At 59.7% G+C, this 23,415-nt stretch carries 14 protein-coding genes and 1 pseudogene; 10 read left to right on the forward strand and 5 right to left on the reverse strand.

Annotation, left to right across the window (positions count from 1 at the left end; all coding sequences use genetic code 11):
* The first annotated feature begins 6 nt into the window (after nucleotides 1-6).
* The 4 genes from AC07UR_RS24705 (at nucleotide 7) to AC07UR_RS24720 (ending at nucleotide 9,396) form a co-directional block, all read left to right on the forward strand.
* Nucleotides 7-3,855 (forward strand): GH36-type glycosyl hydrolase domain-containing protein, encoded by a 3,849-nt coding sequence (locus tag AC07UR_RS24705; RefSeq protein WP_209792529.1) that lies wholly within the window; start codon nucleotides 7-9, stop codon nucleotides 3,853-3,855.
* A gap of 2 nt (nucleotides 3,856-3,857) precedes the next feature.
* Nucleotides 3,858-5,177, forward strand: coding sequence for a glucoamylase family protein (locus tag AC07UR_RS24710; RefSeq protein ID WP_173422124.1), 1,320 nt, complete (start codon nucleotides 3,858-3,860; stop codon nucleotides 5,175-5,177).
* Nucleotides 5,178-5,235: 58 nt separating this feature from the next.
* The gene (locus tag AC07UR_RS24715; RefSeq protein WP_209792527.1) at nucleotides 5,236-7,587 is read left to right on the forward strand and encodes an ethanolamine ammonia-lyase; all 2,352 of its coding nucleotides are present in this window, start codon (nucleotides 5,236-5,238) and stop codon (nucleotides 7,585-7,587) included.
* 129 nt (nucleotides 7,588-7,716) lie between these two features.
* Entirely contained in the window at nucleotides 7,717-9,396 is a 1,680-nt protein-coding gene (locus AC07UR_RS24720) for an ABC transporter ATP-binding protein/permease (protein WP_173422126.1), read from the forward strand.
* A gap of 128 nt (nucleotides 9,397-9,524) precedes the next feature.
* Here AC07UR_RS24720 and AC07UR_RS24725 read toward each other — a convergent pair whose 3' ends face one another.
* On the reverse strand, nucleotides 9,525-12,122 hold the full coding sequence (locus AC07UR_RS24725; RefSeq protein ID WP_210264581.1) for an SH3 domain-containing protein: 2,598 nt from the start codon (nucleotides 12,120-12,122) through the stop codon (nucleotides 9,525-9,527).
* Nucleotides 12,123-12,506: 384 nt separating this feature from the next.
* On the opposite strand from AC07UR_RS24725, the pseudogene AC07UR_RS24730 reads away from it, so the two are divergent.
* The 3 genes and pseudogenes from AC07UR_RS24730 to AC07UR_RS24740 all read left to right on the forward strand — a co-directional run.
* Nucleotides 12,507-12,671 (forward strand): annotated as a pseudogene (locus tag AC07UR_RS24730) (ornithine cyclodeaminase); the annotation flags it as partial.
* 770 nt (nucleotides 12,672-13,441) lie between these two features.
* Nucleotides 13,442-13,651 carry a hypothetical protein gene (locus AC07UR_RS24735; protein WP_173422127.1) on the forward strand — a complete coding sequence of 70 codons (210 nt, stop codon included), beginning with the start codon at nucleotides 13,442-13,444 and terminating at the stop codon, nucleotides 13,649-13,651.
* Nucleotides 13,652-13,812: 161 nt separating this feature from the next.
* Entirely contained in the window at nucleotides 13,813-14,130 is a 318-nt protein-coding gene (locus tag AC07UR_RS24740; RefSeq protein WP_173422128.1) for a FliM/FliN family flagellar motor switch protein, read from the forward strand.
* A gap of 284 nt (nucleotides 14,131-14,414) precedes the next feature.
* On the opposite strand, the gene AC07UR_RS24745 is transcribed toward AC07UR_RS24740, so the two are convergent.
* Nucleotides 14,415-15,401, reverse strand: coding sequence for a cyclase family protein (locus AC07UR_RS24745; RefSeq protein ID WP_209792526.1), 987 nt, complete (start codon nucleotides 15,399-15,401; stop codon nucleotides 14,415-14,417).
* Nucleotides 15,402-15,516: 115 nt separating this feature from the next.
* Between AC07UR_RS24745 and AC07UR_RS24750 the strand changes: the two genes are divergently transcribed.
* Nucleotides 15,517-16,413 (forward strand): LysR family transcriptional regulator, encoded by an 897-nt coding sequence (locus tag AC07UR_RS24750; protein ID WP_173422129.1) that lies wholly within the window; start codon nucleotides 15,517-15,519, stop codon nucleotides 16,411-16,413.
* A 186-nt stretch (nucleotides 16,414-16,599) separates the two neighbouring features.
* Nucleotides 16,600-17,898 (forward strand): S41 family peptidase, encoded by a 1,299-nt coding sequence (locus AC07UR_RS24755; protein WP_173422130.1) that lies wholly within the window; start codon nucleotides 16,600-16,602, stop codon nucleotides 17,896-17,898.
* A 34-nt stretch (nucleotides 17,899-17,932) separates the two neighbouring features.
* On the opposite strand, the gene AC07UR_RS24760 is transcribed toward AC07UR_RS24755, so the two are convergent.
* Together AC07UR_RS24760 and AC07UR_RS24765 are read right to left on the reverse strand one after the other, a co-directional pair.
* Nucleotides 17,933-19,420: a pyridoxal phosphate-dependent decarboxylase family protein gene (locus AC07UR_RS24760; protein ID WP_173422131.1), complete on the reverse strand. Its 1,488-nt coding sequence runs from the start codon at nucleotides 19,418-19,420 to the stop codon at nucleotides 17,933-17,935.
* A 50-nt stretch (nucleotides 19,421-19,470) separates the two neighbouring features.
* Nucleotides 19,471-20,319 (reverse strand): class I SAM-dependent methyltransferase, encoded by an 849-nt coding sequence (locus AC07UR_RS24765; protein WP_173422132.1) that lies wholly within the window; start codon nucleotides 20,317-20,319, stop codon nucleotides 19,471-19,473.
* A gap of 278 nt (nucleotides 20,320-20,597) precedes the next feature.
* Between AC07UR_RS24765 and AC07UR_RS24770 the strand changes: the two genes are divergently transcribed.
* Nucleotides 20,598-22,406 carry an ABC transporter ATP-binding protein/permease gene (locus AC07UR_RS24770; protein WP_173422133.1) on the forward strand — a complete coding sequence of 603 codons (1,809 nt, stop codon included), beginning with the start codon at nucleotides 20,598-20,600 and terminating at the stop codon, nucleotides 22,404-22,406.
* 109 nt (nucleotides 22,407-22,515) lie between these two features.
* On the opposite strand, the gene AC07UR_RS24775 is transcribed toward AC07UR_RS24770, so the two are convergent.
* On the reverse strand, nucleotides 22,516-23,343 hold the full coding sequence (locus AC07UR_RS24775; RefSeq protein WP_173422134.1) for a bifunctional allantoicase/(S)-ureidoglycine aminohydrolase: 828 nt from the start codon (nucleotides 23,341-23,343) through the stop codon (nucleotides 22,516-22,518).
* Nucleotides 23,344-23,415 lie beyond the last annotated feature (72 nt).

A 23,415-nucleotide genomic window follows, 5' to 3' on the forward strand; every position in this document is an offset into this window, starting at 1 on the left:
GGTTTGATGGTTCATCCGGTTGGCAAGAGTGGTGTCAGCGCAAGCCGCGAGGCAGGTGCGCTGCCGAATGTCTCCCTCCTGTCGAACGGTCGATACAGCGTCCTTCTTACGGAGGCCGGCTCTGGATATGGATCTTGGCGCGGCCTCGACATCACCCGTTGGCGAGAAGACGGTACGCGCGACTGTTGGGGCCAGTTTTGCTACATCCGAGACCTTGACAGCAACGAAGTCTGGACAATCGGGCGACAACCGATCCGTCATCCAGCGGCTGCCTACCAACATTCTTTTCACGTCGATCGCGCCGAATACCACTGTCATTACGGGGACATAGACATCCGGTGGGAGGTTTGCGTCGCGCCCGATTGCGATGCGGAGGTTCGCGTGCTCTTCCTGCGCAACACCGGAAGCAAAACGAAAAGGATCGAGCTGACAAGCTACTCCGAAATATGCCTCAACAGCCGACGCGCCGACAGCGCACACCCGGCATTTGCCAAGCTTTTCATTGAAACCCGCTTCGACGCCGAAACAGGAGCACTGTTCGCGCGGCGTCGACCGCGCAGCGCGGCGGAGAAGCCAATCTGGGCGGTACATGTGTCGGCCTCCAGCGACGAAACCCATCATTCGGTGGAGCATGACACCGATCGCCACAGATTTCTCGGCCGGCACAGGACACCAACAGACCCGCGCGCCCTGGGGCCGGGAAGAAGCCTCTCATGCACGACCGGCCCTGTCCTCGATCCCATTTTCAGCTTGCGCCGAGTGGTCGTTCTCGGCCCGGCCGAGACGCAACAGGTTGCGTTTGCAACTGGGGCTGCGGAGGATGAGGAAACGGCAGCAACGATAGCAAAGCGGTTCGCCGACATCGGTGCCGCTCGTCGCGCCTTGTCTGACGCCACTGCCAGCCGCGCCGATGACGGCTGCCTTCCATCCCCCTCCCCCGAAGAGGCAACCCTTTACAATCGGCTGGCGGGGCAATTGTTGTTTTCGCACTCGGGCCCTCATGACATGACCGCTCAGGTGCATACCGATGACAGCAGCTTCCAGTTATCGGGCATCTCGGGACACTTCCCTATTCTGCTCCTGCGCATGGACAAACAGGGTGAAGCCTCCCTGCTAGATACCGCCGTCAACGCCCACGCGTTCATCACCGGTCGCGGATTTCCCTTCGATCTTGCCATCCTCGACGAGACGGGGGCGAGTGCAATATTGCCACTGAGCACGAAGGCATCTGTCCATATGAAAGCGACGCTGGGCAAAGCCGGAGGTATCCATGTGCTGGACACGAACAACGTGGGGGATGCCATCGCGGCCAGGGCTCGTGCGGTACTATGTTGTGGTCGCGGGTCGCTTGCTGAGCAACTCGCTCCAGCGCCCGCTATCGCTTTGCCGATCTGGAAACCGACGAAAGCGCCCCTTGCCGGCGTGGGTGCAAAACGTCGAGCGGGGCGAGACGGCCTGCACTTTTGGAATGGTCGCGGAGGTTTCTCGAAAGACGGGCGCGAATATGTCATCGCGACTGAAGGTGATCGCGCGACACCGATGCCGTGGTGCAACGTCATTGCCAACCCCGTGTTCGGCTGCATGACGAGTGACAGTTGTCTTGGCTACACCTGGGCAGGCAACAGTCAGTTGAACAGACTGACGCCCTGGTCAAACGATCCGGTTTCAGATCAGCCCGGCGAAATTGTCTACTTGCGCGACGAGTCGACAGCGACGTTGTGGACGCCGACGACTTTGCCTCTCGGGCAGGCCTCAGCGACGACAGTGCGGCATGGGCAGGGTTACACGCGATACGAGAGCGATCTGGGGCTCCTTCATCATGAACTGACCGTCCATGTGCCCGTTGCAGCCACGGTCAAGATCGTCCGCCTCTCCTTGCGCAACGATGGAAGATATGCACGCAATCTCACCGCCACCTATTTCGTTGAATGGGTGCTCGGCATCTTGCGGGAAGACGGGCACGCTCTGATCGAATGTGAATTCGACATCGAAAGCAGTGCCATCGTCGCTGCGCGCCGCGGGACGGGAGAATTTTCCGGAGACCTGGCATTTGTGGCATCGAGTGCGCCGGTGCGATCCTTCACATGCGACCGGCTCGGGTTTCTTGGCAGAGAGGGGTCAATTTCTCAGCCGGCGGGATTGGTAGGCCTGGAGCTCGACGGGCGCCTCGGATCCCCGCTCGACCCGTGCGCCGCCCTCATGGTCGACGTTTCAATCTCACCGGCATCAACCGTCGAACTGGTCTTCGTGCTGGGACAGGCAAAGGATCACGAAGAGATCCGCAGGCTCGTCCGTGAACACGCCGAACCGGGGAGTGCAAAGCGTTCGCTGGCAGAGGCTTCCCGCCAATGGGACCAGTTGCTGAACTCCGTCACGGTTCGTACGCCCGACAAGGCCTTTGACCTCATGATGAACCGCTGGCTGCTCTATCAGGTGCTGTCTTGCCGCATCTGGGCTCGAACAGGGTTCTACCAGTCCGGCGGCGCCTACGGATTTCGCGACCAACTCCAGGATGTCGCCGCCCTCGTCCATAGCGCGCCTGAAGAAACGCGCGCTCACATCCTTCGCGCGGCCGCCCGCCAGTTCACCGAAGGAGACGTTCAGCATTGGTGGCATCCACCATCGGGCGCGGGCGTGCGCACCCGCATGACCGACGATCTGTATTTTCTGCCATACGTCGTCCATCGTTACGTGACGATCTCTGGCGATTACAAGCTCCTGAACGAGCTGGTTCCTTTCATCGTATCCCCAACCCTTAATAACCAAGAGGAGGAACGCTTCGAGGTCCCCGGGGTCAGCCAAGAGCGCGGCACCGTCTATGATCACTGCTGCCGGGCGCTCGATCAAGGTTTGAGACTGGGCCGCCACGGGCTTCCACTCATGGGAACGGGCGACTGGAACGACGGCATGAACCGGGTCGGCGCCGAGGGCAAAGGTGAGAGTGTGTGGAACGGGTGGTTCTTCCTGACCGTGCTCGGATCATTTGCCGCGATCGCGAAAGTCATGGGAGACAAAGATCGGGTCGCCTGGTGTACTGGCGCAGCCGAGGCATTGCGCGTGTCGTTGGAGCGCCATGCCTGGGACGGATCCTGGTACCGCCGTGCCTACTTCGACGACGGCACTCCCCTTGGTTCATCCCTCAACGACGAATGCCAGATTGACGCCATACCTCAGGCGTGGGCGGTCATCTCGGGCGCCGCCGATACTGAACGCGCCTCTACGGCAATGCGAGCGGTTTGGGAAAGGCTCGTTCGCACCGAGAGCAAGCTAATTCAGCTTTTCGATCCGCCGTTTGACAAGGGCGCGCTGCAGCCTGGATACATAAAAGGTTATGTGCCCGGCATTCGGGAGAATGGCGGCCAATATACCCACGCAGCCACTTGGGTGGCCCTTGCAACCGCGTTGCTTGGGGACGGCGATCGAGCATTTCAGCTCTGGAGCATGCTCAATCCCATCAACCATTCCCTTTCACCTGAAGACGCCGAGCGCTACATGGTCGAACCCTATGTTGTCAGCGCCGACGTGTACGGTGCACCGCCTCATACCGGCCGCGGCGGCTGGACCTGGTACACCGGATCGGCCGCCTGGATGTATCGTGTAGGGCTGGAAGCTATTCTCGGCATTCGCCGTCAGGGGAATCGGCTTTTCGTGAAACCGTGCATACCGACGGAATGGTCGACATACGAAGTCGACTTCCGACACGGGAGGTCGATTTACCGGATCAAGGTACGCAATGATGCCAAATCAGGAGAGGGCTCCTATGCGCTGACCCTCGACGGCAAGAGTGTCGGTGATCTGAGTGTTCCACTCGTGGACGACGGACGAGATCACAACATACATCTCGTGGTTGGCTGACCATGTCGCAAGCGCTGTCGACAGATGAAGAACTGAGCCGGATACCGACCGAGCAGGATCTCGCCCGGCTGCAATTCACGACACTGCTGTATTATCTGCACTGCACCAACCCCGACAACGGGCTCGTTCGCGACAAGACGGAAGAAGACGCACCCGCAAGCATTGCCGCTATCGGCATGGCGCTTGCCACAATCCCCGTGCTTGTCGAGCGGGGCATTGTCATCCGCAAATTCGCGGCAAAAATTGCCCGCAGGCGACTGCAATTTCTCCTGGAATGTCCGCAGGGGCCGGAGCCTGACGCCACCGGCTACAAGGGTTTCTTCTATCATTTCCTCGATATCGATACTGGCCGGCGCGTTTGGGAATGCGAACTGTCGACGATCGACTCAGCGTTTCTTTTCGCAGGGGCACTGACGGTGGCCGCCTACTTCGACGCCGATGCGCCGGAAGAGGCGGAAATTCGTCGGCTGGGAAACGAACTTTATGAACGCGCGGACTGGAATTGGGCCCGCGATCACGGACTCACGCTGACCCATGGCTGGCGACCGGAAAACGGCTTTATTCCCTATCGCTGGCGCGGGTATGACGAAGGCCTGTTGCTCTACATCCTAGGCCTTGGATCGCCCACTCATCCGCTGCCACCGGAATCCTACTCCGCCTATACCGAGAGCTACGACTGGCGGAACCTCTATGGGCGGGAACTACTCTATTCGGGACCGCTGTTCACCCACCAGCTTTCGCATATGTGGATCGACTTCCGCGGCATCCGTGACGAATTCATGCGCGAACGTGACAGCGACTATTTCCAAAACAGCCGGCACGCGACCTACGTCCAACAGCAATATGCCATCCACAACCCGCTGAACTTCGCCGGATACGGCGAATTCTGCTGGGGCTTCACGGCTAGCGACGGACCAGGATGGGTCAAGCGCACCGTCGACGGCGTCGAAAGGGAATTCTTCGACTACCTTGCCCGCGGTGCACCCTTCGGACCGGACGACGGAACTGTGTCTCCATGGGCCGTCGTCGCATCGTTACCGTTTGCTCCGGAGATCGTCATCCCAACGGTTTGGAACTTTGCCCGCATGAATCTCGGCATGACGCGCCTCTACGGATTCAAACCGTCGTTCAACCGGAGCTATGCCGTGGAAGGTGCCGAGGCGGGATGGTGGGTCAGCCCCCACCACTTCGGCATCGACCAGGGGCCCGTGGTGCTGATGATCGAAAACTACAGGACCGGGCTGTTGTGGAATATCATGCGCCGATCAGAGCCCCTGGTGAGGGGGCTGCGCCGCGCCGGCTTTTCCGGCGGTTGGCTGTAAGCGCTCCGCGTCGTTCAATCCAGGGCCGGGAGCGGCCTTCTGATGAAAGGAAATCGCCATGCGGAAGGGCTTGTTCTCCAATCAAAGTGCCGGATTGTACAGACGGGATCTCCTGATTATTGCCGGAACTGCCGCTGCTGCGCTGTCCAATTCCAGTCATGCAGCGCAAGCGGCGGCGAGCGAACATGCCGTCAGGATCGTGGAGATCAAGCCGGACGAGGACGTCTTTGCCTATGTCAGCAGGACCAAGGGCAGCTTCGATCAGAAGACCTATCAGCAGGTCATCGGCGCTGCGAACGATTTCAAGGAAGGCGACCAGACAATTGGAGTTGGCGCCGAAGACGACGCGACACGGCGCTATGCGCGCAGCCTTCTGACAAGGACGACAATCAGCAATCTCCATCAGCACCCATTGTTCGAGGACGATCTGCAGCGTTTGATTTGGGAGACGACCGACAAGGCCCAGTTCGAGCAGATCAAAGAGTGGACTTTGGGTGACCTGAAGGAATTTCTCCTCAAAGAGCCGGAGGAAAGCATCAAAGCCATCATGAACGGCCTCACCAGCGACGCGATCGGATGCGTGCCGAAACTGATGAGTAACGAAGAACTGATCACCGTCAGTCAGAAGATTTTCAACGTCATGCCGGGCACCAAGCTGGGGGCCAAGGGCTACATGGGTGCGCGTATCCAGCCGAATTCGCCAACCGACCACCCAGACGACATTATGTGGCAGGTCTTCGACGCATTTTCCTATGCTACGGGCGACATCGTCATCGGCACCAACCCGGTGGACAGCACTGTTGACAGCGTCGTCACGGTGGAGCGTGCGCTCAAGGACATCGTGGACACCTTCAAACTGGGCGATGTCATCCCGTGGTGCGTGCTTGCCCACATCGACGTCCAGAGCGAGGTGAGCGAAAGGTTCCCGGGAACGGTTTCCACGATGTTCCAGAGCCTCGCCGGCACGGATGACTGCAACAAGATCTTCGATATTACCAATGAGAAGATCCTCAAATACGCACAGGCGAAGGCCGGAGAGCGTTACGGTCTTTATTTTGAAACAGGGCAAGGTTCGGAATTCACCAACAGTGTCGCCAACGGTGTCGACATGGTGGTGCTTGAGTCTCGAAAGTATGGTTTCAGCCGAGCGGTCGGCATCGAACTCGCAAAGGTCCAACCCGAAGGTGCCTGGCTCCATGTCAATGATGTTGCCGGCTTTATTGGACCGGAGGTCTTCAAGAGCCGCGAACAACTCGTGCGGTGCTGTCTGGAGGACATGGTCATGGGCAAGCTCCATGGGCTGACCATCGGCCTCGATGTTTGCACCACGCTGCACATGACGGTGAGCCTGGACGATCTCGATTGGTGCCAGGACCAGATCATGCCCGCCAACCCCGCCTATCTGATTGCTTTGCCGACCAAGAACGACCCCATGCTGAGCTATCTCACGACTGCATTCCAGGATCATGTGCGCGTGAGGGACAAATTTGGCTTCAAGGTCAACGACGCGATGTGGGATTTCTACAAGCGCATCGGGGTCGTTGGCGAGGACGGGCGTTTCACCAGGTATTACGGAGATCCTCTGTGGGTCTATTACCAATATCGCCTCGCCAAGGGTGATGGCAGGCCCCAGGACGCGATCTACGATGAAGGTCGTGAGAAGGTCCGGGAAGTCGAAGCGAGGGGCGTCGACCTGGCCATGGGGCATGGGGAGAAGATCTGGGACCTCAATCCGGCCCTCGCCGCAAAAGTCAGGGGCCTTTATGACGACGCCAAAGTCTCTCTTTGGGCCGAACTTACACCGGGGTTTATCGCGGCCGTCCCCAACGTCGTTCCCGTTCGCACCCTGTCCAAGGATCGGAACGACTACATCGCGCACCCGACCACCGGTGAGACGCTGAGCCCGGAGTCGATTGGGGAGATTGAACGGATAAGGGCCTCCTGGGGAAACGATATGCCCAAGGGCCAGATCGTCATTTCCGACGGCCTTAACGCCAAGGCCATCATGGACGACGGGCATCTTGCACCTTACCTGGAGGAAGTGCGCAAGCTGCTTTCGGACGCCGGTGTCACCATGAGCGAAGACAACATCCTCGTCACCAGTGGAAGAGTGCGGGCCGGATATCGCATCGGCGAAACGCTCTTTGAGAAGTCGGACCCAGACAGTCTGAGGGGGATTCTCCATATTATCGGTGAGCGACCGGGCACAACGCACCACGCATACTCGGTCTACATCACGGTCGCCAAGGGCAAGCGATGGTCGCAGAAGGGTATCGACCACGATGCCACAAGACTTGTGAGCAATGTGGCTGACACCGCGCTGCACCCGCGAGACGCTGCCAGGGAAACCCTGACGATCATCAGGGAGATCGTTGGTAAACAGGTTAACAATAGCAGGAGATATGGGTAGGCAGCCGCCATCGCACGGCGCGCCGTGCGATCCGCAAAAGGTTGACGGGCAGTGGTCCTGATTGGAGGTTTGGTGCCCGCTTTCTAGGGCTCCATCTTCGCAGCCGGCGTTTTCGCGAAGGAAAACGGCATGGAGACCCAGCAAGCGTCACTCAAAGTGACGGCGGCTCGCTTCTTGCGATCCGTGCGAATTCTATTGCGCTCCGAGGTAGGTGGGAGGGCGAAGCTGACGTTCGCCGGGCTCGTGGCATTGTTGTTCGGCTTGAACGGTCTCAATGTCGTCAACAACTATGTCGGCCGAAACTTCATGACCGCCATCGCGGAGCGCCAGACCGATGAGTTCGTCCGACAGGCGGTCTATTACATCTGCGTTTTCGCTATCCTTACCATTGTCGGGGTCATCGCCCGCTTCACCGAAGAGCGACTGGCCTTGCTTTGGCGTGAATTCCTCACGCGCCGCGCCGTGAACCTCTATCTTGAAGAGGGGACGTATTATCGCCTCGACATATCCGGGCAACTCGCTCATCCGGACCAGCGCATTGCCGAGGATATCCGCGCCTTCACCGTCACGACGCTTTCCTACGTCATCATGCTGTTCAGCAGCGCTTTGACGGTGGTGAGCTTCTCCGGCGTGCTCTGGTCCATAAGTCCCTTGCTGTTTGGCGTGGCCGTCCTCTACGCGGCATCCGGTTCCTACATGACGATCGTCCTGGGTCGACCGCTCATTGATCTGAACTACGACCGGCTCGACAAGGAGGCCAACTTCCGCTCCAGCCTCATTCACGTTCGTGAAAACGCCGAATCCGTTCTTGTGACGCGCGGCGAGGATCGGCAGAGAACCCGCTTGCTGCACCGCATTGACGATCTGGTCGCCAACATTCGCAGTATCATCGCCGTCAACCGGAACCTGGGCTTCTTCACCAACGGCTACAACTGGATGATCCAGATTATTCCGGACCTCATCATAGCCCCGGCCTTCATGCGAGGCGAAATCGAGTTTGGCGTCATCACCCAGCCGGGCGCAGCCTTTGCGATGCTCGTCGGCGCATTTTCATTGATCATTCGCCAGTTCAACTCGATCTCGAACTTTGCCGCAGTCGTTTCTCGTCTGAGTTCATTGCTGGAAGCGATTGAACGAACCCATACAAGCGATGAATCGCGCATTGAACTCGAAGAACAGAAGGGACAATTCGCATTTGAGCGGGTGACACTGCGGTTGCCGGATGGATCGCCTCTTCTGAACGACCTTTCGATAAGCATACCTGCTGGTAGCCGGGTGCTGGTTACGGGAGCCAGCCCGGCCGTCGGGGTAGCCTTGTTCAGGGCGGCTGCGGGGATCCCGGTGGCGGGAGCCGGTCGGATCATTCGACCGGGCTCGGAAGACCTCATGTTTCTCCCGCAGCGACCCTACCTGACGCCTGGCTCGCTGCGACAAATTCTGCTTCCTCCGGGCGAAGTCAGCGCGACCTCCGATGCCCGGCTCCGGCAGGTCCTGCGAGAACTTGGCTTGGAGGAACTCGCCGGCGATGTCGAAGGGCTGGGCAAAGAACAAAATAGAGAAATCTCGCTGGGCGACCAACAGCTCCTGGCCATCGCCAAGGTCCTCCTGTCGAAACCACAGTTCGTCTTTATGGATCGCGTCGAGTCAATGCTGCGGCAAGACCAGTTCGACAGGGTGCTGCATCTCTTTTCCGCAAAGTCGATCACGTGCGTCAACAACGGTGAGCGATCCAATAAACGCGACCTCTACGACGCCGTGCTGGAATGCCACGAGGACGGTCAGTGGGCTTGGAAAGCCATCCGCTTGTGACCACCGGCAGTCCCAGCAAGGGGCAGCTACTGCGCATACGCCAACCGCGCCGACTATCGACGGAGCGGCCGACAGCAGTTACCGAGACAGATGGATCGGCCGGCTCTTACCTGACTTGACCCGGTTTCTTAGCGCCCCCGACCGCCTCCGCCACGCCCGCCGCCGCCACCCCGGAAGGCTGCCCCACCACCACGCCCACCACCGCCACCACTGAAGGCTGGTCCGCCTCCGCGACCGCCGCCCCCTTGGAAACCTCCGCGGTTGCCGCCCTGAAAACCGCCGCCGCGATAGCTGCCGCGGTCAAAGTTCTGGAAGTTGCCGCCAGGCTGCTGATAGAGACGGCCATAGTTGCGGCTCAGCTCGTTCTGGTTGCCAAATTGTCGTCCGGCCCGATCAAATGAAAGATGATCCGGTGCCCGTTGCCGAACCTGCTGATTGCGGCGTGGCGCGGGCCTCGTCTCAGCCCGGTTCTGGATGCGTTGCGCGGCTTGCGGCCGGTTGGATGCTGCGCGCTGAGCGGCGTTGCGAACGCTTTCTGCGTCAGGCCGCTGAACGGGCTGCCAACCGTCCGGTGAGTGCTTCTGCCACTGCCCGTCCTGGCGGCGATAGACGTTGCCGTCGCGGCCGGCATAGACGTCACCACCCTTGCTACCGACGATGAAGCCTTTTTCGCCTTCGGTGTTGCGCCAGCGCAGACCGCCAGCACTCCCGGTCGTTCCTCCGCTTATGCGCGCGAATTCGCCGCCGTGCTTGACGGACACACTGCCCCACGAACCGTAGACATTCTGTCCGCCACGCGCGACCATGGCGTTGCCGGTGCTTGGATTGTAGGCGGAGATAAAGCCTCGTTCGCCACCAGGTCCTGCCACCGCGCCGGCACGGAACCGGGTTCCAGTCACTGGATTATAAGCCGCACCAAACGCCAAACCTCTTTCGGGGCCGTAGGCGTAACCGTAGCGTCCAAAGGTTCCGTAAGCCGGATTGTAGGAAGCGCCGAAGCCGTAGCTTATCGGAGGCGGATAATAGGGCCAATCGTCGTCGTAGTAGTCCCAATAGGGCGGATAATACCATCCCGACCCCCAAACGACCGTGTCCCAGGCGAGATAAGTATAGAGATAGCCGAGAGTGTACCCGTACCAGATGGCGTCGGGCTCGGTGTCATAGACCCGGACATAGGTCGCGTTATAGAACGGAGACGATGATGGGATCGTATAGATCTCGTCCGCAACGGAGCGCGCAACGGCAAACGGACCGGTCGGTGTGTCACCGACGAACCAGATGCCATCCTTGAGGACGAAGTATTTATCCGCAACCTTGATGACCTGCTCATTCGCATTGACGGCATAAAACAAGGACGTGCCTTCAATCGCTTCGAATTTCGGCTCGCCATTATAGCGTACATCGACCTTCAATGACCCATCGGTGGAAACGCGCGCGAGCTTCGGAATGCTTGCCCTCAGGCGCGCCATCGCGCTCTCGGACGTGCCAGGTATCGAGGCGCGCACTGCCGAATAGGACGCGTCGTCCGGTATGTTCCGGAAATCGTCCGGCAGGTCTGGAGTAGCAAAGGTCCAGGGTCCTTTGAGCGAGGCGGATGAAAACCATCTGCCGGAGATAAGGGTGTACCAGTTCTTGCTGCTACGATGGAAGAAGACCGAACTGGTGGTATTGGAGACCCAGTCAAGTCCGGTACCCGCCACCGGTTCGAGCACAGGCTTTCCTTCAAATAGCAAAAGCTCCGCTGGTTTCTGGGAATAGAAAACCCTCGGGATCCCGTCCTCGTTGAAGCGTGTTGGCGGGAGCGCGGTCTTTACCTCTTTCCAGTTTTCGCTCTCGGGAAGTTTGGAAATCAGATCCGGAACCGTTTCCGTCGCAACCCAATCTGCCTCCAATGTCTTTGAGGTGAGCCAGTTCTTGTCGCTTCGCAAAAAGTAGTCGCCCGACTGATCCACCTTGAAGAGATCCCAGTTCGTATTGACCACGAACGATAGGCCGTTAACACCCTTGACGGGAGCCAGGACGACCGCACCGTCAGTCTGCAACAGGATCGCCGGTGTCTCACTGATAAAGATTGGCGGCGGGTCGGACTTGATATCCGGCACGTCTGCGAGCCGCTCGAAATCGCCAAGGCTCGCTGCCAGGCGCTGCTGCGACACCACGATTGGCTCGGTCGGAATAAGCTTTCCGACATCGAGTGCGAGATCTGCAAGTTGCTTGCGGTCCAGTGCGGAGAATTCGAGCCGTGTCGCTTTCACATCTGTCAGCGTGACGTTTTCATTCGCATCGTCAGCCACGGTCTTGGCTGAAAGCCCGATGACCCCGTAGACCGGCGTCGCGTCGGCGGAGGATTTCAGTTCGGTCGCGAGCAGCGCCTCGAGCTCCCGGAAACCTTTCCACGAGGTTATCTGCGGCTGAAACAGCGTGATCGTCGCACCCGTGTCGGTGGTAAAGACCCGCGGCCACGCCGGGGCCGTGGAGTCGGACTGATTGAGATACTTCCCCGCAACAAAACCGTTGGTGCCAGAATAGCCGACGGCGCACCAGGAGGCTTCCGCATCGCACTCCTTGATATCGACCTCATCGCCCTGAGGAAGAACGCGCATCGATTGAAATCCGGTGCCCGGACCAACCCTGAAATTCACGTTTGCCGTGAGGATCGCGGGATCCGCAAACGCAGAGGAAGAGAAGAACGAAGCGATTGTTAGATACGAGAGTATCTTACGCATGATCACACTCCTTAATCGGTGTGCGAGGGTCTCAAGCCCTCTCCGCGATTAGCCCCACGGAAAGCGGCCGGTAGGCCAGGCGCGCATCGAGCTGGCAACTGGCTCCACCCCTCCACTTTAGGATATTTGCACATTCGATGCCGAGTGCAACTGGGCCAAGCGGCATCATCCAACCAAGCCGCGCCAAGGCGGGTATCATTACAGTCGATACATTATGCGATCCCAGACGTACAAACCGGAAACAAACCCGGCACCTGATCGTCTTACCGTCCCTGACAGTGTCGGAATTCCGTGTTGCACAATCCTGTCGCAACTGGTTCAAACTATCCGGCGAACGTCGTTCCCCGGCGATGATCATCTGATGATACACCTGAGGCCTGCGTTTCGCTCAAGCTTGCGATCGAGGACTTCTCCGCCCTCCGCTACGTGCGGGACCAGATTGCCGGACACGGTATGTTCACAGAACTCGACCTCCTCGCTGATCCCGACGAACCGCGTGACCTCTATGGTATGCTCCTGCACTGTGAGAAAAAGCTCGAAGCGGCATAGACTGACGCGAAGCAATCACGTTCCCCGGTTTGTCGACGGTCAAACCGGGGAATGCCAGCAGGCTCTAAGCAGCCTGATAGAGGCCAATTGAGCGCCTTGATGGGATACGAACCAGTCGCTGCCCAATAGTTAATTAAGCGAGCACGTTAATTAACGAAAATGCTATTTCATTTATTAAGATGCATTCGGTCTGTGCTGTGGATGGTTCCGGCGGTACGGGTAAACCCGGCGAAGCAATCTCAACCTGCCTGGCATCGCGCCGAAGTCGGAACCGAGCCTGAGCTTGCCACAAGCGCCCTACGGGCATGCACTACGCCCGGCATTTCCACCCGATCGTTTTGCGCGTGTGATTGTCCGTCTAATGCGATGGCCAGCGCAAGCCATTGAGTGTGATCGCATCAAGCGAGCAATCGAAAGATGTGGAAAGCGCCGCCATCACATTGTTCTTCGAAAGTCGGAATGGAATGTTTCGCAGCAAGCGCCAAAAGCTCCGATTCGCGCGATGAAGCGAATTTCCGAGGTCAATCTGTTGCCGTGCCGTGAATTGAGAGGCGCCCACCTCGCAACAATATCACGTGCCCAGATCTGGCCGGTCACCACATCAGTTACAGGAGGAATTTATATTGGCCACCGCGACGCTTCAGCCGAATACTACAGGGTCCGTTGGATTCAATCCACAAATGGCAGCACTTTCCATTTGCGCGCTTTCAGCCATGGCAGCGATATTCTACCTGGGACCTCCCCTGAATTTGCCGTGGAGTGAACCCGCCGTGGAATTCACGTCTGAGGCCGACCCTTCAAAAGGCACGGTTGCCGCAAGCCCGCCGAAGTTCGAGATTGTATACAGCGACGGTGATCGCGGGCTGATGGTCTATGGCGGTTATGTCTATGTCGTGCGACTCGGTGACAAGCTGCCGGATGGCCGTCGCGCGATCGGGTTCGAAAAGCAGGAAGGAAGTTGGTCCGCAATGACACTGTAGGAGGCGTTTCAGGTGCGGGCTCTGTGGATGTTAACGGAACGTTAACGCTCGCATAAGACGCACGGGTCCTGCCCTCCCCGGTGCCATTGCCTGTCATGGCGAACTGGCGCAACCCTTTCGTTAAGGACTTGTAAACCAGTGTTTTTGGGTGGTGCATGATGATGAACGAAACGTTGTACAATGGCTTGCCGGAAATCGAGCATGCCCCGATCCTGCAAGAGAGCGCGCCAATCGGCGAGTATGCCGTCCAGGGCATACCCCTCGTCATCGAGGCCGTCCTCGGCCGTTCGAGATTGACCGTGGCGCAGCTTTCCAAACTGCATCGCGACGATCACATCGATCTCGACGCCAATTTCGGAGACCCGGTGGACCTCAAGGTCAACGGCACGGTCATTGGCCGGGGCGAGATCGTTTTCAACGAATCCAAGACCGCCATCGGCGTCAAGATCGTAGAGATTTCTCACGGCAGGCGCCGGTAACTGACACCAGCCGCTTTCGGCCCGAAAACCTGCCAAGCCCCGAATTGCTACTTCTGGTTGTCATGGCGGCATTTGCGGCTGCACTGGAAGGGTACGTCAAATGGGCAAGGGTAGCCTGCCGGCCTTCTATCGGCGTCGCTCAGGCGGGCACCTCAGTGAGGCACTGCCCGCCGGACGGCATAAGGATCAAGATCTTCGACGTGCGGCTTGAAAAGCGAAGAGAGCGCCGCACGCTGTCCGCACGGCTGCTCGATTGATTGCTCCCGGTGGCCGGCTATTCGGTCCTATCGCAGCGGCAAGGCCACCGGGCGGATCGGCGCCGCGTCGGCCCCGCGGAACTTCAACGAGGCGCCGACAAAGGCGAATTCGTAGACGCGATCTTTCGACAGCCCTTCCAGGTTGACGAGTTCGATGATCGGCGCGCCCTGTTGTGCGAGCAGATAGGTGTGCACAGGAACGTAGTTGTTCGACGTTTCGGCAGGAAACGCCTCGAAGCTGAGATTGTCGGCGCCCACCACCATCGCACCACCGACTTCAACCAGGAACCTGGCCGCGTCGATGCTCAGCCCCGGAGGATTGCTCATATAGGCGGAGGCGTTCTCGTAGAATTGCATGCGGCCGGTGCGGATCAAAACCACGTCACCCTGTTGCAGCTTCACACCTTGGCTGTCGAGCGCCTCCTGCAGGTCCTGGCGTGTCACCCGGTAATTATCCGGCAGCATCTGCATACCCTTGGCTGCCGCGACATCGATCATGACGCCACGCGCGATAATCGGCGGCAGCTTTTCAGCGCTTGTGACCGTCCAGCCCTGGTCGCCCAGATGATCGATTGCTGCATAGCCGTTCCAGATCTTGCCGTTCAGACCGAAGTGGTTCAGCGCATCGATATGGGTTCCCATATGGGCATACATCGACACGGCCGAGCCGGTGTAGCTGACGTAGTCATTCATTTCCTTCCCGACTTTCATCGGATCGGAAACCGCGGTGCCGTGCGGCGTGTGGGTCATCCACATCTGGTAAGGCGGGTCGCCCGCCGCCTCCCAACTTGGCATGCCGATGAAATACTCGACAGCGAGATCGTAGGACCTGCCGCCGCCGACGCGCGCCAGGATGGCGGCACGGGATTCCGGTGTGATCAGGTTGAGGCGCCCGATTTCATCCTTCGGGCCCCATGGGCTCTTGCCAACTTCCTGCGCGATGGCCGCGCTGCCGAGGAGACCGGCGATGAGGGAGGCGGCCAAAGCGCGGTTGATAATTCTGGTGTCGAACATGATGAACTCCTTCTTCTCGCTTGCCCAGGTATCGGGAAGCTGAGTTCACCCTATTGGTAGCGTCGAAGCGAATAATCTGCCATAATCTGAAAACATAATTTACAACGGAGAAAATATGGATCTGCTGGCAGCCATGCGCTCGTTCCGTCGCGTCGTCGAGTTGCAGAGCTTCAGCAAAGCTGCTGAAGAGCAGGGACAATCGAATGCGTCGATCAGCAAGCAGATCCGACAGCTGGAGACCCGTCTGGGCACGGTACTGATCGTTCGCACGACACGTCGCATGAGCCTCTCGGAAAACGGGCGCAGCTACTTCGCGGAATGTTGCCGGCTGCTCGATGAGCTCGACCACCTGGAGCGCACGACGTCCGGGGAGGCCGGCGAAATCAATGGCCGGCTTCGTATCAATGCACCATTGTCCTTCGGACTGACCGTTCTGGCGCCGATGCTCGCCCGCTTCATGATGCATCATCCGAAGCTGAAGGTTGACATGACGCTTGATGATCACCTCCTTGACGTCGTCTCAGAGGGGTTCGACGTCTCAATTCGCGTGCGCGCAGCGCTCACGGATTCATCGCTGATCGCCAAGCGGCTGGGAGACGTCGAACAATTCATCTGCGCAGCCCCCGCCTATCTCTCGGCGAGCGGCACACCGACAGTTGTCGGCGATCTCAAGAACCACCATTGCCTGGCGTACCGCCTCGCCGACCAACCCGGCAGCTGGGTGCTGGAAGGTCCCGATGGCGCCACGAGCATAGACGTGCCCGCACGCTTCGTGGCCGACAACAGCCTGATGCTGTGCGAGATGATCCAGTCCGGCATCGGCATTGGCGTCCTGCCATCCTTTATCGCCAACCCGTTTCTCGGGAACGGCAAGCTCCTGCGGATCTTGCCACAGCACAAGCTGGCCCGGCGTAGCATCTTCGCTGTCTACCCCACCAACCGCCTGCTTCTGCCCAAAGTGAAGCTCTTCACCGATTTTCTCGCAAGCGAGCTTCGGCAAGCAGGGTTCTAACCGTGTTTGCCCGCCTAACGACGCGCGCGTTCTCAGGCCACCGGCTAAGCACAACCCGTCGCGGGTGAACCTCGAGATTGCCTGTCGCGCGCCCGACATCTGTCGATCACGCAATTTTGCGCCCCAGCGCCTCGCCTGCGCCGTGCTTCGGTCGATAATGAGCAGAAACCAACCGAAAGATCGGCGATGCATGGCGCGATGTTGAGGCTATTGCAAACTGCGCTGCTGCTGGTGCTCATGCCTGCAGGCGTACCAGCGGCCGAGCTACCACGATCGGGCAACCTGGTGTTCGACCGCGTCATCGCGCTGGTGAACTCCGAGTTTCACGACGAAAGCGCGCTGGACCGCTTCAACGAAACGGCCAAGAAAGAGATCGAAGACGTGGGGCAGGCACTGCCTCCACACGCCTCGACCGCACGCGTGGATGCAGCCATCGACGGAGCACTTGCGAGCCTGCAGGCCTCACACAACGGCCGCTTCAAACCGGACACGATCGCCTATTTCGAGTTAAGCGACATCTTTCGCTTCGCGATCCGCAACGACCTGTCGCGGTTGTTTCCGCCCGAAGGAGAGGTCAGTTATCCCGGCATCGGCCTGGTAACGCGCATGATAGGCGACAAGCGGTTCGTCGGCGATGTCTATGACGGTTCACCGGCCGCAAAGGCTGGAGTGGTGATGGGCGATGAGATCCTTTCCGTCGATGGCTTGCCTTATCGTGAGATCGCCTCTTTTCAGGGAAAGGTCGGGCAGTCGGTCGATATTCGCCTACGCCGCAAGGCCGATGTGGCGCCGACAAATGTCAAAGTCGCTGTCGAGCGGCTGCGGCCGCTGCCGACGTTCGAAAAAGCGATTGAGAACAGTATCGCCGTGCGCGAACACGGCGGGAGAAAGATCGGCTATGTCCGTTTCTGGACCTTGTCGACGCGTGACGGGCTGGACATCGTCGCCAGCGAGCTTTCCGACGGCCGCCTGAGTGGTGTCGACGGCGTGGTCGTGGATCTTCGCGGGCGCTGGGGCGGCGGTGCTGCCGATGCGGCCGAACTCTTCGTCGGCGACACCCCATCGTTCCGGTTGATCCCGCGGCATGGACGGGCAACGCTCGCGAATGTTCGCTGGCGCGGTCCGGTGGTTGCGTTGATCGACGAGGGAACGCGCAGCGGCCTTGAGCTTTTTGCCTATGCATTGCGGATCAATGGCATTCCGCTTGTGGGCAAGCGGACCGCCGGCGCCCTGTTGGCGGGCCGCGCCTACATTCTGCCCGATGACAGCCTGCTGGAAATTGCCGTTTCGGATGCAGTGATCGACGACGATGTCCGGCTGGAAGGAAACGGGATAACCCCGGACATTCCTGTCGACCTTCCGCTTGCCTATGCCGCCGGCCGCGATCCGCAACGGGAAGCCGCGGTGTCGGAAATGCTTCGCCTTCTTGCTGACGGCAACTCGGACCGCATCGTCATGCCAGGTGGACCGCCGCTAACACCGTGATGACGGGCATCATACTCGCCTTTTGCGCAGCCGATCAGGCCGCCGTATCCGTCCGCACGATTTCCCGACCGAGCCTGACGACCTCTTCTACGAGCAGTTTCAAGTCACGACGTTTGGTGCGGTGATTGTTGATCGCGACCCGCAGACAATGCTCGCCGTGCACCGTGGTGTCGGAGAGAACTGCCGTCCCCTCGTCCTGCAGGCGCAACATGATCTCGGTATTGAGCGCCTTCAGTTCGTCGGCGTGTTTGCCCTCGCAACGGTAACGGAAGCAGACGATGTTGATGTTGGTCGGCGCGACCAGTTCCAGTGAAGGCTCCACCTCGATCAAGTCGCTAAGATACCGTCCCTGGGCTATGTTTTGGTCGACGAGCCGGCCGAACTTGCCAATGCCGTGCTCCTTCACCGCCATCCAGATTTTCAAAGCCCTGAAGCCGCGTGTCGTCTGCAGGCCATAGTCATAGAGCCAAGGCGCTGATGCCAGACCGCGCGCGGTTGCGACCAGATATTCCGGCGTCACCGCGAAGGTCCCGCGATGGGCTCCGGCATCCTGCACCAGCACGCAGCCAGCCTCGAATGGCGCGTGCAGCCACTTGTGTGGATCGAGCGCCACCGAATTGGCCTTCTCGATCCCGGCGACGCGATAACGGTTTTCAGGCGCAATGGCGATCAGAGCGCCGATGCAGCCATCGACGTGCAGCCAGAGGTCCTCCGCTGCCGCGACGGAGGCGAGTGCCTGCAAATCGTCGATGGCGCCAGTGTTGACCGTGCCGGCTGTCGCAATCACGCAGGCAGGCTTGAACCCGGCCGCGCGATCCTCTCTTATCGCACGCCTGAGCGCATCCACATCGATACGCAGTTCGGCATCGGTCGGAATGCGCCGGAGAGCCTGGTTTCCGAGGCCAAGCGTCTCCACCCCCTTGCGATGACAGCTGTGCATCTGGTCGGAACCGTAATAGCGCAATGGCTGCTCGATTGCCGCGACTCCCAACTCCCGGACATCGACGCCGGCTTTAGCATTGCGGGCGACAGCAAGGCCAATGATATTGGCGACCGATCCGCCGCTGACCAGCGTGCCGCTCGCCGAGGCTGGAAAACCCAGCATCTGCTTGCACCAATCGACGACCTGCTGGTCCACGAGCGCGGCCGCATGGTTGCCGCCACCGAGGTTGGAGCCTTGAATGGCTGCAAGGAAGTCGCCGAGCGCGCCGGTGAAATTGCTTGATCCCATGTACCAGGACCAGAAACGCGGATGGATATTGCCCATCGGATAGCCAAGGATGTTCGTGGCCACCTCGCGGTAGACGTCTTCGGTCGGCGTCGGCGCCAGTGGCAGCGCTGTGGCAAACGATGCGCGCACCTCCTCCGGCATTTCCTGCCAGACACGACGGTCGCGAACGCCGCTGACATAATCGATGGCGTCATCGACGATCCGATGTGACAATGCCCGCAGTTCACCCCAATCTTGTGGATCAAGCGTGTCTTCTTCGAAGAGTTCGTGTTCTGTCGGAGCTGCACCCATTCGGTCCTCCCACGCTGCGGATCTTCATTCCGGGAACGGCGGGGCGCGCCTTAGTTCCGTGTTCCTGTGACAATCGTTGCGGTAGAACGTAGCTCGACCTTGTTGGCGCGCATGGACTGCCGGGCCAGATCAAGAACCTCATTTTTGATCGTCTCACGCGTCGCGGCGTCGGCTTGAGCCAGCCCAGCGACCACGGGCGCTGCAATTTCGGTCATGAAGGTCCAGTAGCGTTCCGGCGTCTCATGCACCATCGTCGTCGATATTTCCTGTTCGTCGACATCCAGCAGACCGGCATCGGCAAAGGCCGCCGCCATCATACCTCCGGCGGCACAGCGAAAAAGACCGGGTGCTCCGGGCATCGGCGCCGGCAGTGTCACGTGCCGCGCAATCGTCGCCATGATTGTTGTCGCCCAGGGGTTCTTTTCAGGCGCGCTCCAAACGGCCGTACAAATGCGCGCGCCGGGCTTCGCCACCCGGGCGAACTGGCGTGCCGCCGCCCCGACATCCGGGAAGAACATGAACCCGAACCGGCACAATACGGCGTCGAAAGAGTTGTCAGCAAACGGCAGGGCGCTGGCGTCGCATATCTCGGTCGTGAAATTGCTAAGGCCGCGATGTCGGGCATTTCCGGCAGCCACGTCGAGCATGCGCTCGGAAAGGTCCGTTACCGTGACGCGTCCATTCGGGATCAGGGCGGCAGCGGTTAGCCCGGGTTCACCTGTTCCGGCCGCGACATCAAGGACATGGTCGCCATCCCGAAGCTTGACCTTGTGGATCATTGCGTCGCCGAACGGAGCGAGCCAGCTCAGAACCAACGCATCCCACTTCTTCCAACCGGTCGAGAACCGGTCCCAGATATCTTTCTGCTGCTCACGAATCTGGTCGAGATTGCTGGACATGCACGTTCCTCCCGTGGATGCGCTCCCTGTCTCGTCCATCGGAACTATGAACTCTCTGGATCAGGATACAATCAATTTCGCGCCTTTTGGTGCGCCCTCTGCGCCGACATCCAGCGCCCTGTCGAACCGGGATACGCAGTTCGAATGCTGTTATCTTGGCAACAGGGTGCCCGTAAATTACCTCCTGCTGATTTGCATAACGACAATCGGCGCTAGGGAGACCGGGCTCGGCAGGCTATATTTGCCCCGTGGAGATCGTGACGGAGAGATTCGCATCGATGCCGAAGCCTAAGAATGACAAGAACAATGGTCGGGTAGAGGCCAACGACGAACAACCCCTTAGCGCCCAGTTGCGGATGATGCATGCAGCCTTCATGGCTTCGCCACTCCGAAACAGGATCATCTGGCTCGCCCTTGGCATCCTGGCCGTCATCGTCACCACCGCCTTCGGCCAGATCATCCTCAATCGCTGGTACAAGCCCTTCTACGACACGCTGGAACGGCGTGACCTGCAGGCTTTCCTGCACCAGCTCGTGATTTTCGCCCAGATCGCCGGGGCACTGCTCGTCCTCAATGTTCTGCAGACCTGGCTTGGCCAGCTTGTCCGGCTAAAGCTGCGGGAAGGCCTTACACTCGACCTCATCAACGAATGGATGAAGCCGGCGCGTGCGTTCCGCTTGGCCAATGCCGGTGCCATCGGCATCAACCCCGACCAGCGCATCCACGAGGATGCCCGCCACCTCTCCGACCTCTCGGCAGGGCTGACGATCGGCCTGATCCAATCCGGCATCCTGCTCGCCGGCTTCATCGGCGTGCTCTGGTCGCTGTCGGACGGGTTCGTCTTTCATATCTCGGGCATGGCCATCAACATCCCCGGCTACATGGTCTGGGCAGCCATTCTCTACGCCGGTACGGCATCGTGGCTGAGCTGGCTTGTCGGGCGTCCATTGGTGAAGCTTAACGGCGAACACTACGCCCGCGAGGCGTCGCTGCGCTTCTCGTTGATGCGCATCAACGAACATATCGAGGCCGTCTCGCTTTCATCGGGCGAGGCAAACGAAAAACGCCGGTTGCAGGCGGATCTGGCTTCGGTTCTCGAGATCAGCCAAAGCCTGCTGCTTGCCGTCACGCGATTGACCTGGGTGACGGCCGGCTATGGCTGGATCACCGTTGTCGCACCAATCGTCATCGCCTCGCCCGTCTATTTTGCCGGCGACCTCAGCTTCGGCGGCCTGATGATGGCCGTGGGCGCCTTCAACCAGGTGCACGCGTCGCTGCGCTGGTTTGTCGACAACATCGGCGCCATTGCCGACTGGCGCGCTACGTTGATGCGCGTCGCCGCCTTCCGCTCAGCGCTGCTCGTCGTCGACGACCGGCATGAAGGCGACAAGCGCATCGAGTTCGTCACCTCAGACGGCCCGCAGATGACGTTCGACCACATCGAAATCGTCTCGGCTGCCGGCTGCATCAAGCTTTCCGAGCCGAACGTCACGATCAATCCCGGCGAGCGGGTTCTCGTCACCGGCGCGCCGGAAGTGGAAAAGGCGCCGTTCTTCCGCGCCATTGCCGGCCTATGGCCCTTTGGGCACGGACGCATCGCGCTGCCGATCGATGACGGCCTGGTCTTCGTTCCACGCTCGCCCTATTTTGCCCCAGGCACGCTTGAAGAGGTGCTCGCCTATCCCAAGACGCCCGACAGCTTCAGGAACGGCGAACTTAGCGGCGTGCTCTCCAAGGTCGGTCTTGGCCGCCTTGCCGACCGCCTCGATCAGGACATGCGCAAGAAGCTCAATCTGAGCGAAGTGGAAATGCGCCTGCTGGCGATCGCGCGCCTGGGACTGCACAAGCCACGATGGCTGATTATCGACGAGGCCCTGGATACGCTGGAGGACGACAGCTATCGCAAGGTCATGACCTTCCTCGACCAGGAAATCGGCAAGGCGGCAATCGTCAACATCGGCCGCAAGGAGCGTGCAAACGGCTTCTTCACCCGCGTGCTGGAACTGGAGAAGGACGCCGCCGGTGGTTCGCTGCGCCTGATCAGGCCAAAGAGCCTGCGCCCCACCAACCCGCAATTGGTTGATTGACTTCGCTGCTCTTAATGCCGCCTGTCAACATATGAGCGCATCCCATTGATTAAAAAGAAGCAGCGCCTGCTTGCGAGGCGCTGTTTCCGTATGCATTTCGTCGCGGATCTTAGCGCGCGCGCAGCTTCATGTGACGATTGACGTCCTTGTAGAGCAGGTAGCGGAACTTGCCGGGGCCGCCGGCGTAGCAGGCCTGCGGGCAAAAGGCGCGAAGCCACATGTAGTCACCAGCCTCGACTTCCACCCAGTCCTGATTGAGGCGATAGACCGCTTTGCCTTCAAGCACGTAGAGGCCATGCTCCATGACGTGGGTTTCGGCAAAGGGAATAATCGCGCCTGGCTCGAAGGTGACGATCGTCATGTGCATGTCATGGCGAAGATCCGTCGGATCGACGAAGCGCGTCGTCGCCCATTTCCCTTCGGTGCCGGGCATGGGATTGGGCGTGATATCGGCCTCGTTGGTGAAGAAGGCTTCAGGCGCGGGAAGCCCATCGACATATTCGTAGGCCTTGCGGACCCAATGGAAGCGAACGGGCGCTTCACTTCTGTTATGCGCCGCCCAGTTGCTGGCCGGCGGGATGAAGGCGAAGCCGCCCGGCAGCATGCGGTGTTCCTTGCCGTCGAGCGTAACGGTCAGTTCGCCCTCGACGACGAACAGCGCGCCCTCGGCGCCCTCGTCGAGTTCCGGCCGGTCGCTGCCGCCGCCAGGAGCGATTTCCATGATGTACTGCGAAAATGTTTCAGCAAAACCGGACAACGGACGCGACAATATCCACAGGCGGGTCTTGTCCCAGAACGGCAGATAGCTGGTGACGATGTCCATCATCGTCCCCTTTGGAATCACCGCATAGGCTTCGGTGAAGACCGCACGGTCGGTCAGGAGTTGCGTTTGTGCCGGAGCGCCGCCATGGGGCGCATAGTAGTTACGACCAGTCATTTCCGTCCTTCAGTTCTCAAGCGGGCACCGCCTCCTCACAAGAGCGGCGCGGTTGGGTTCATTGCCAGTGGT

It is taken from the genome of Ensifer sp. GW821-FHT05G01 (genome assembly GCF_059419585.1).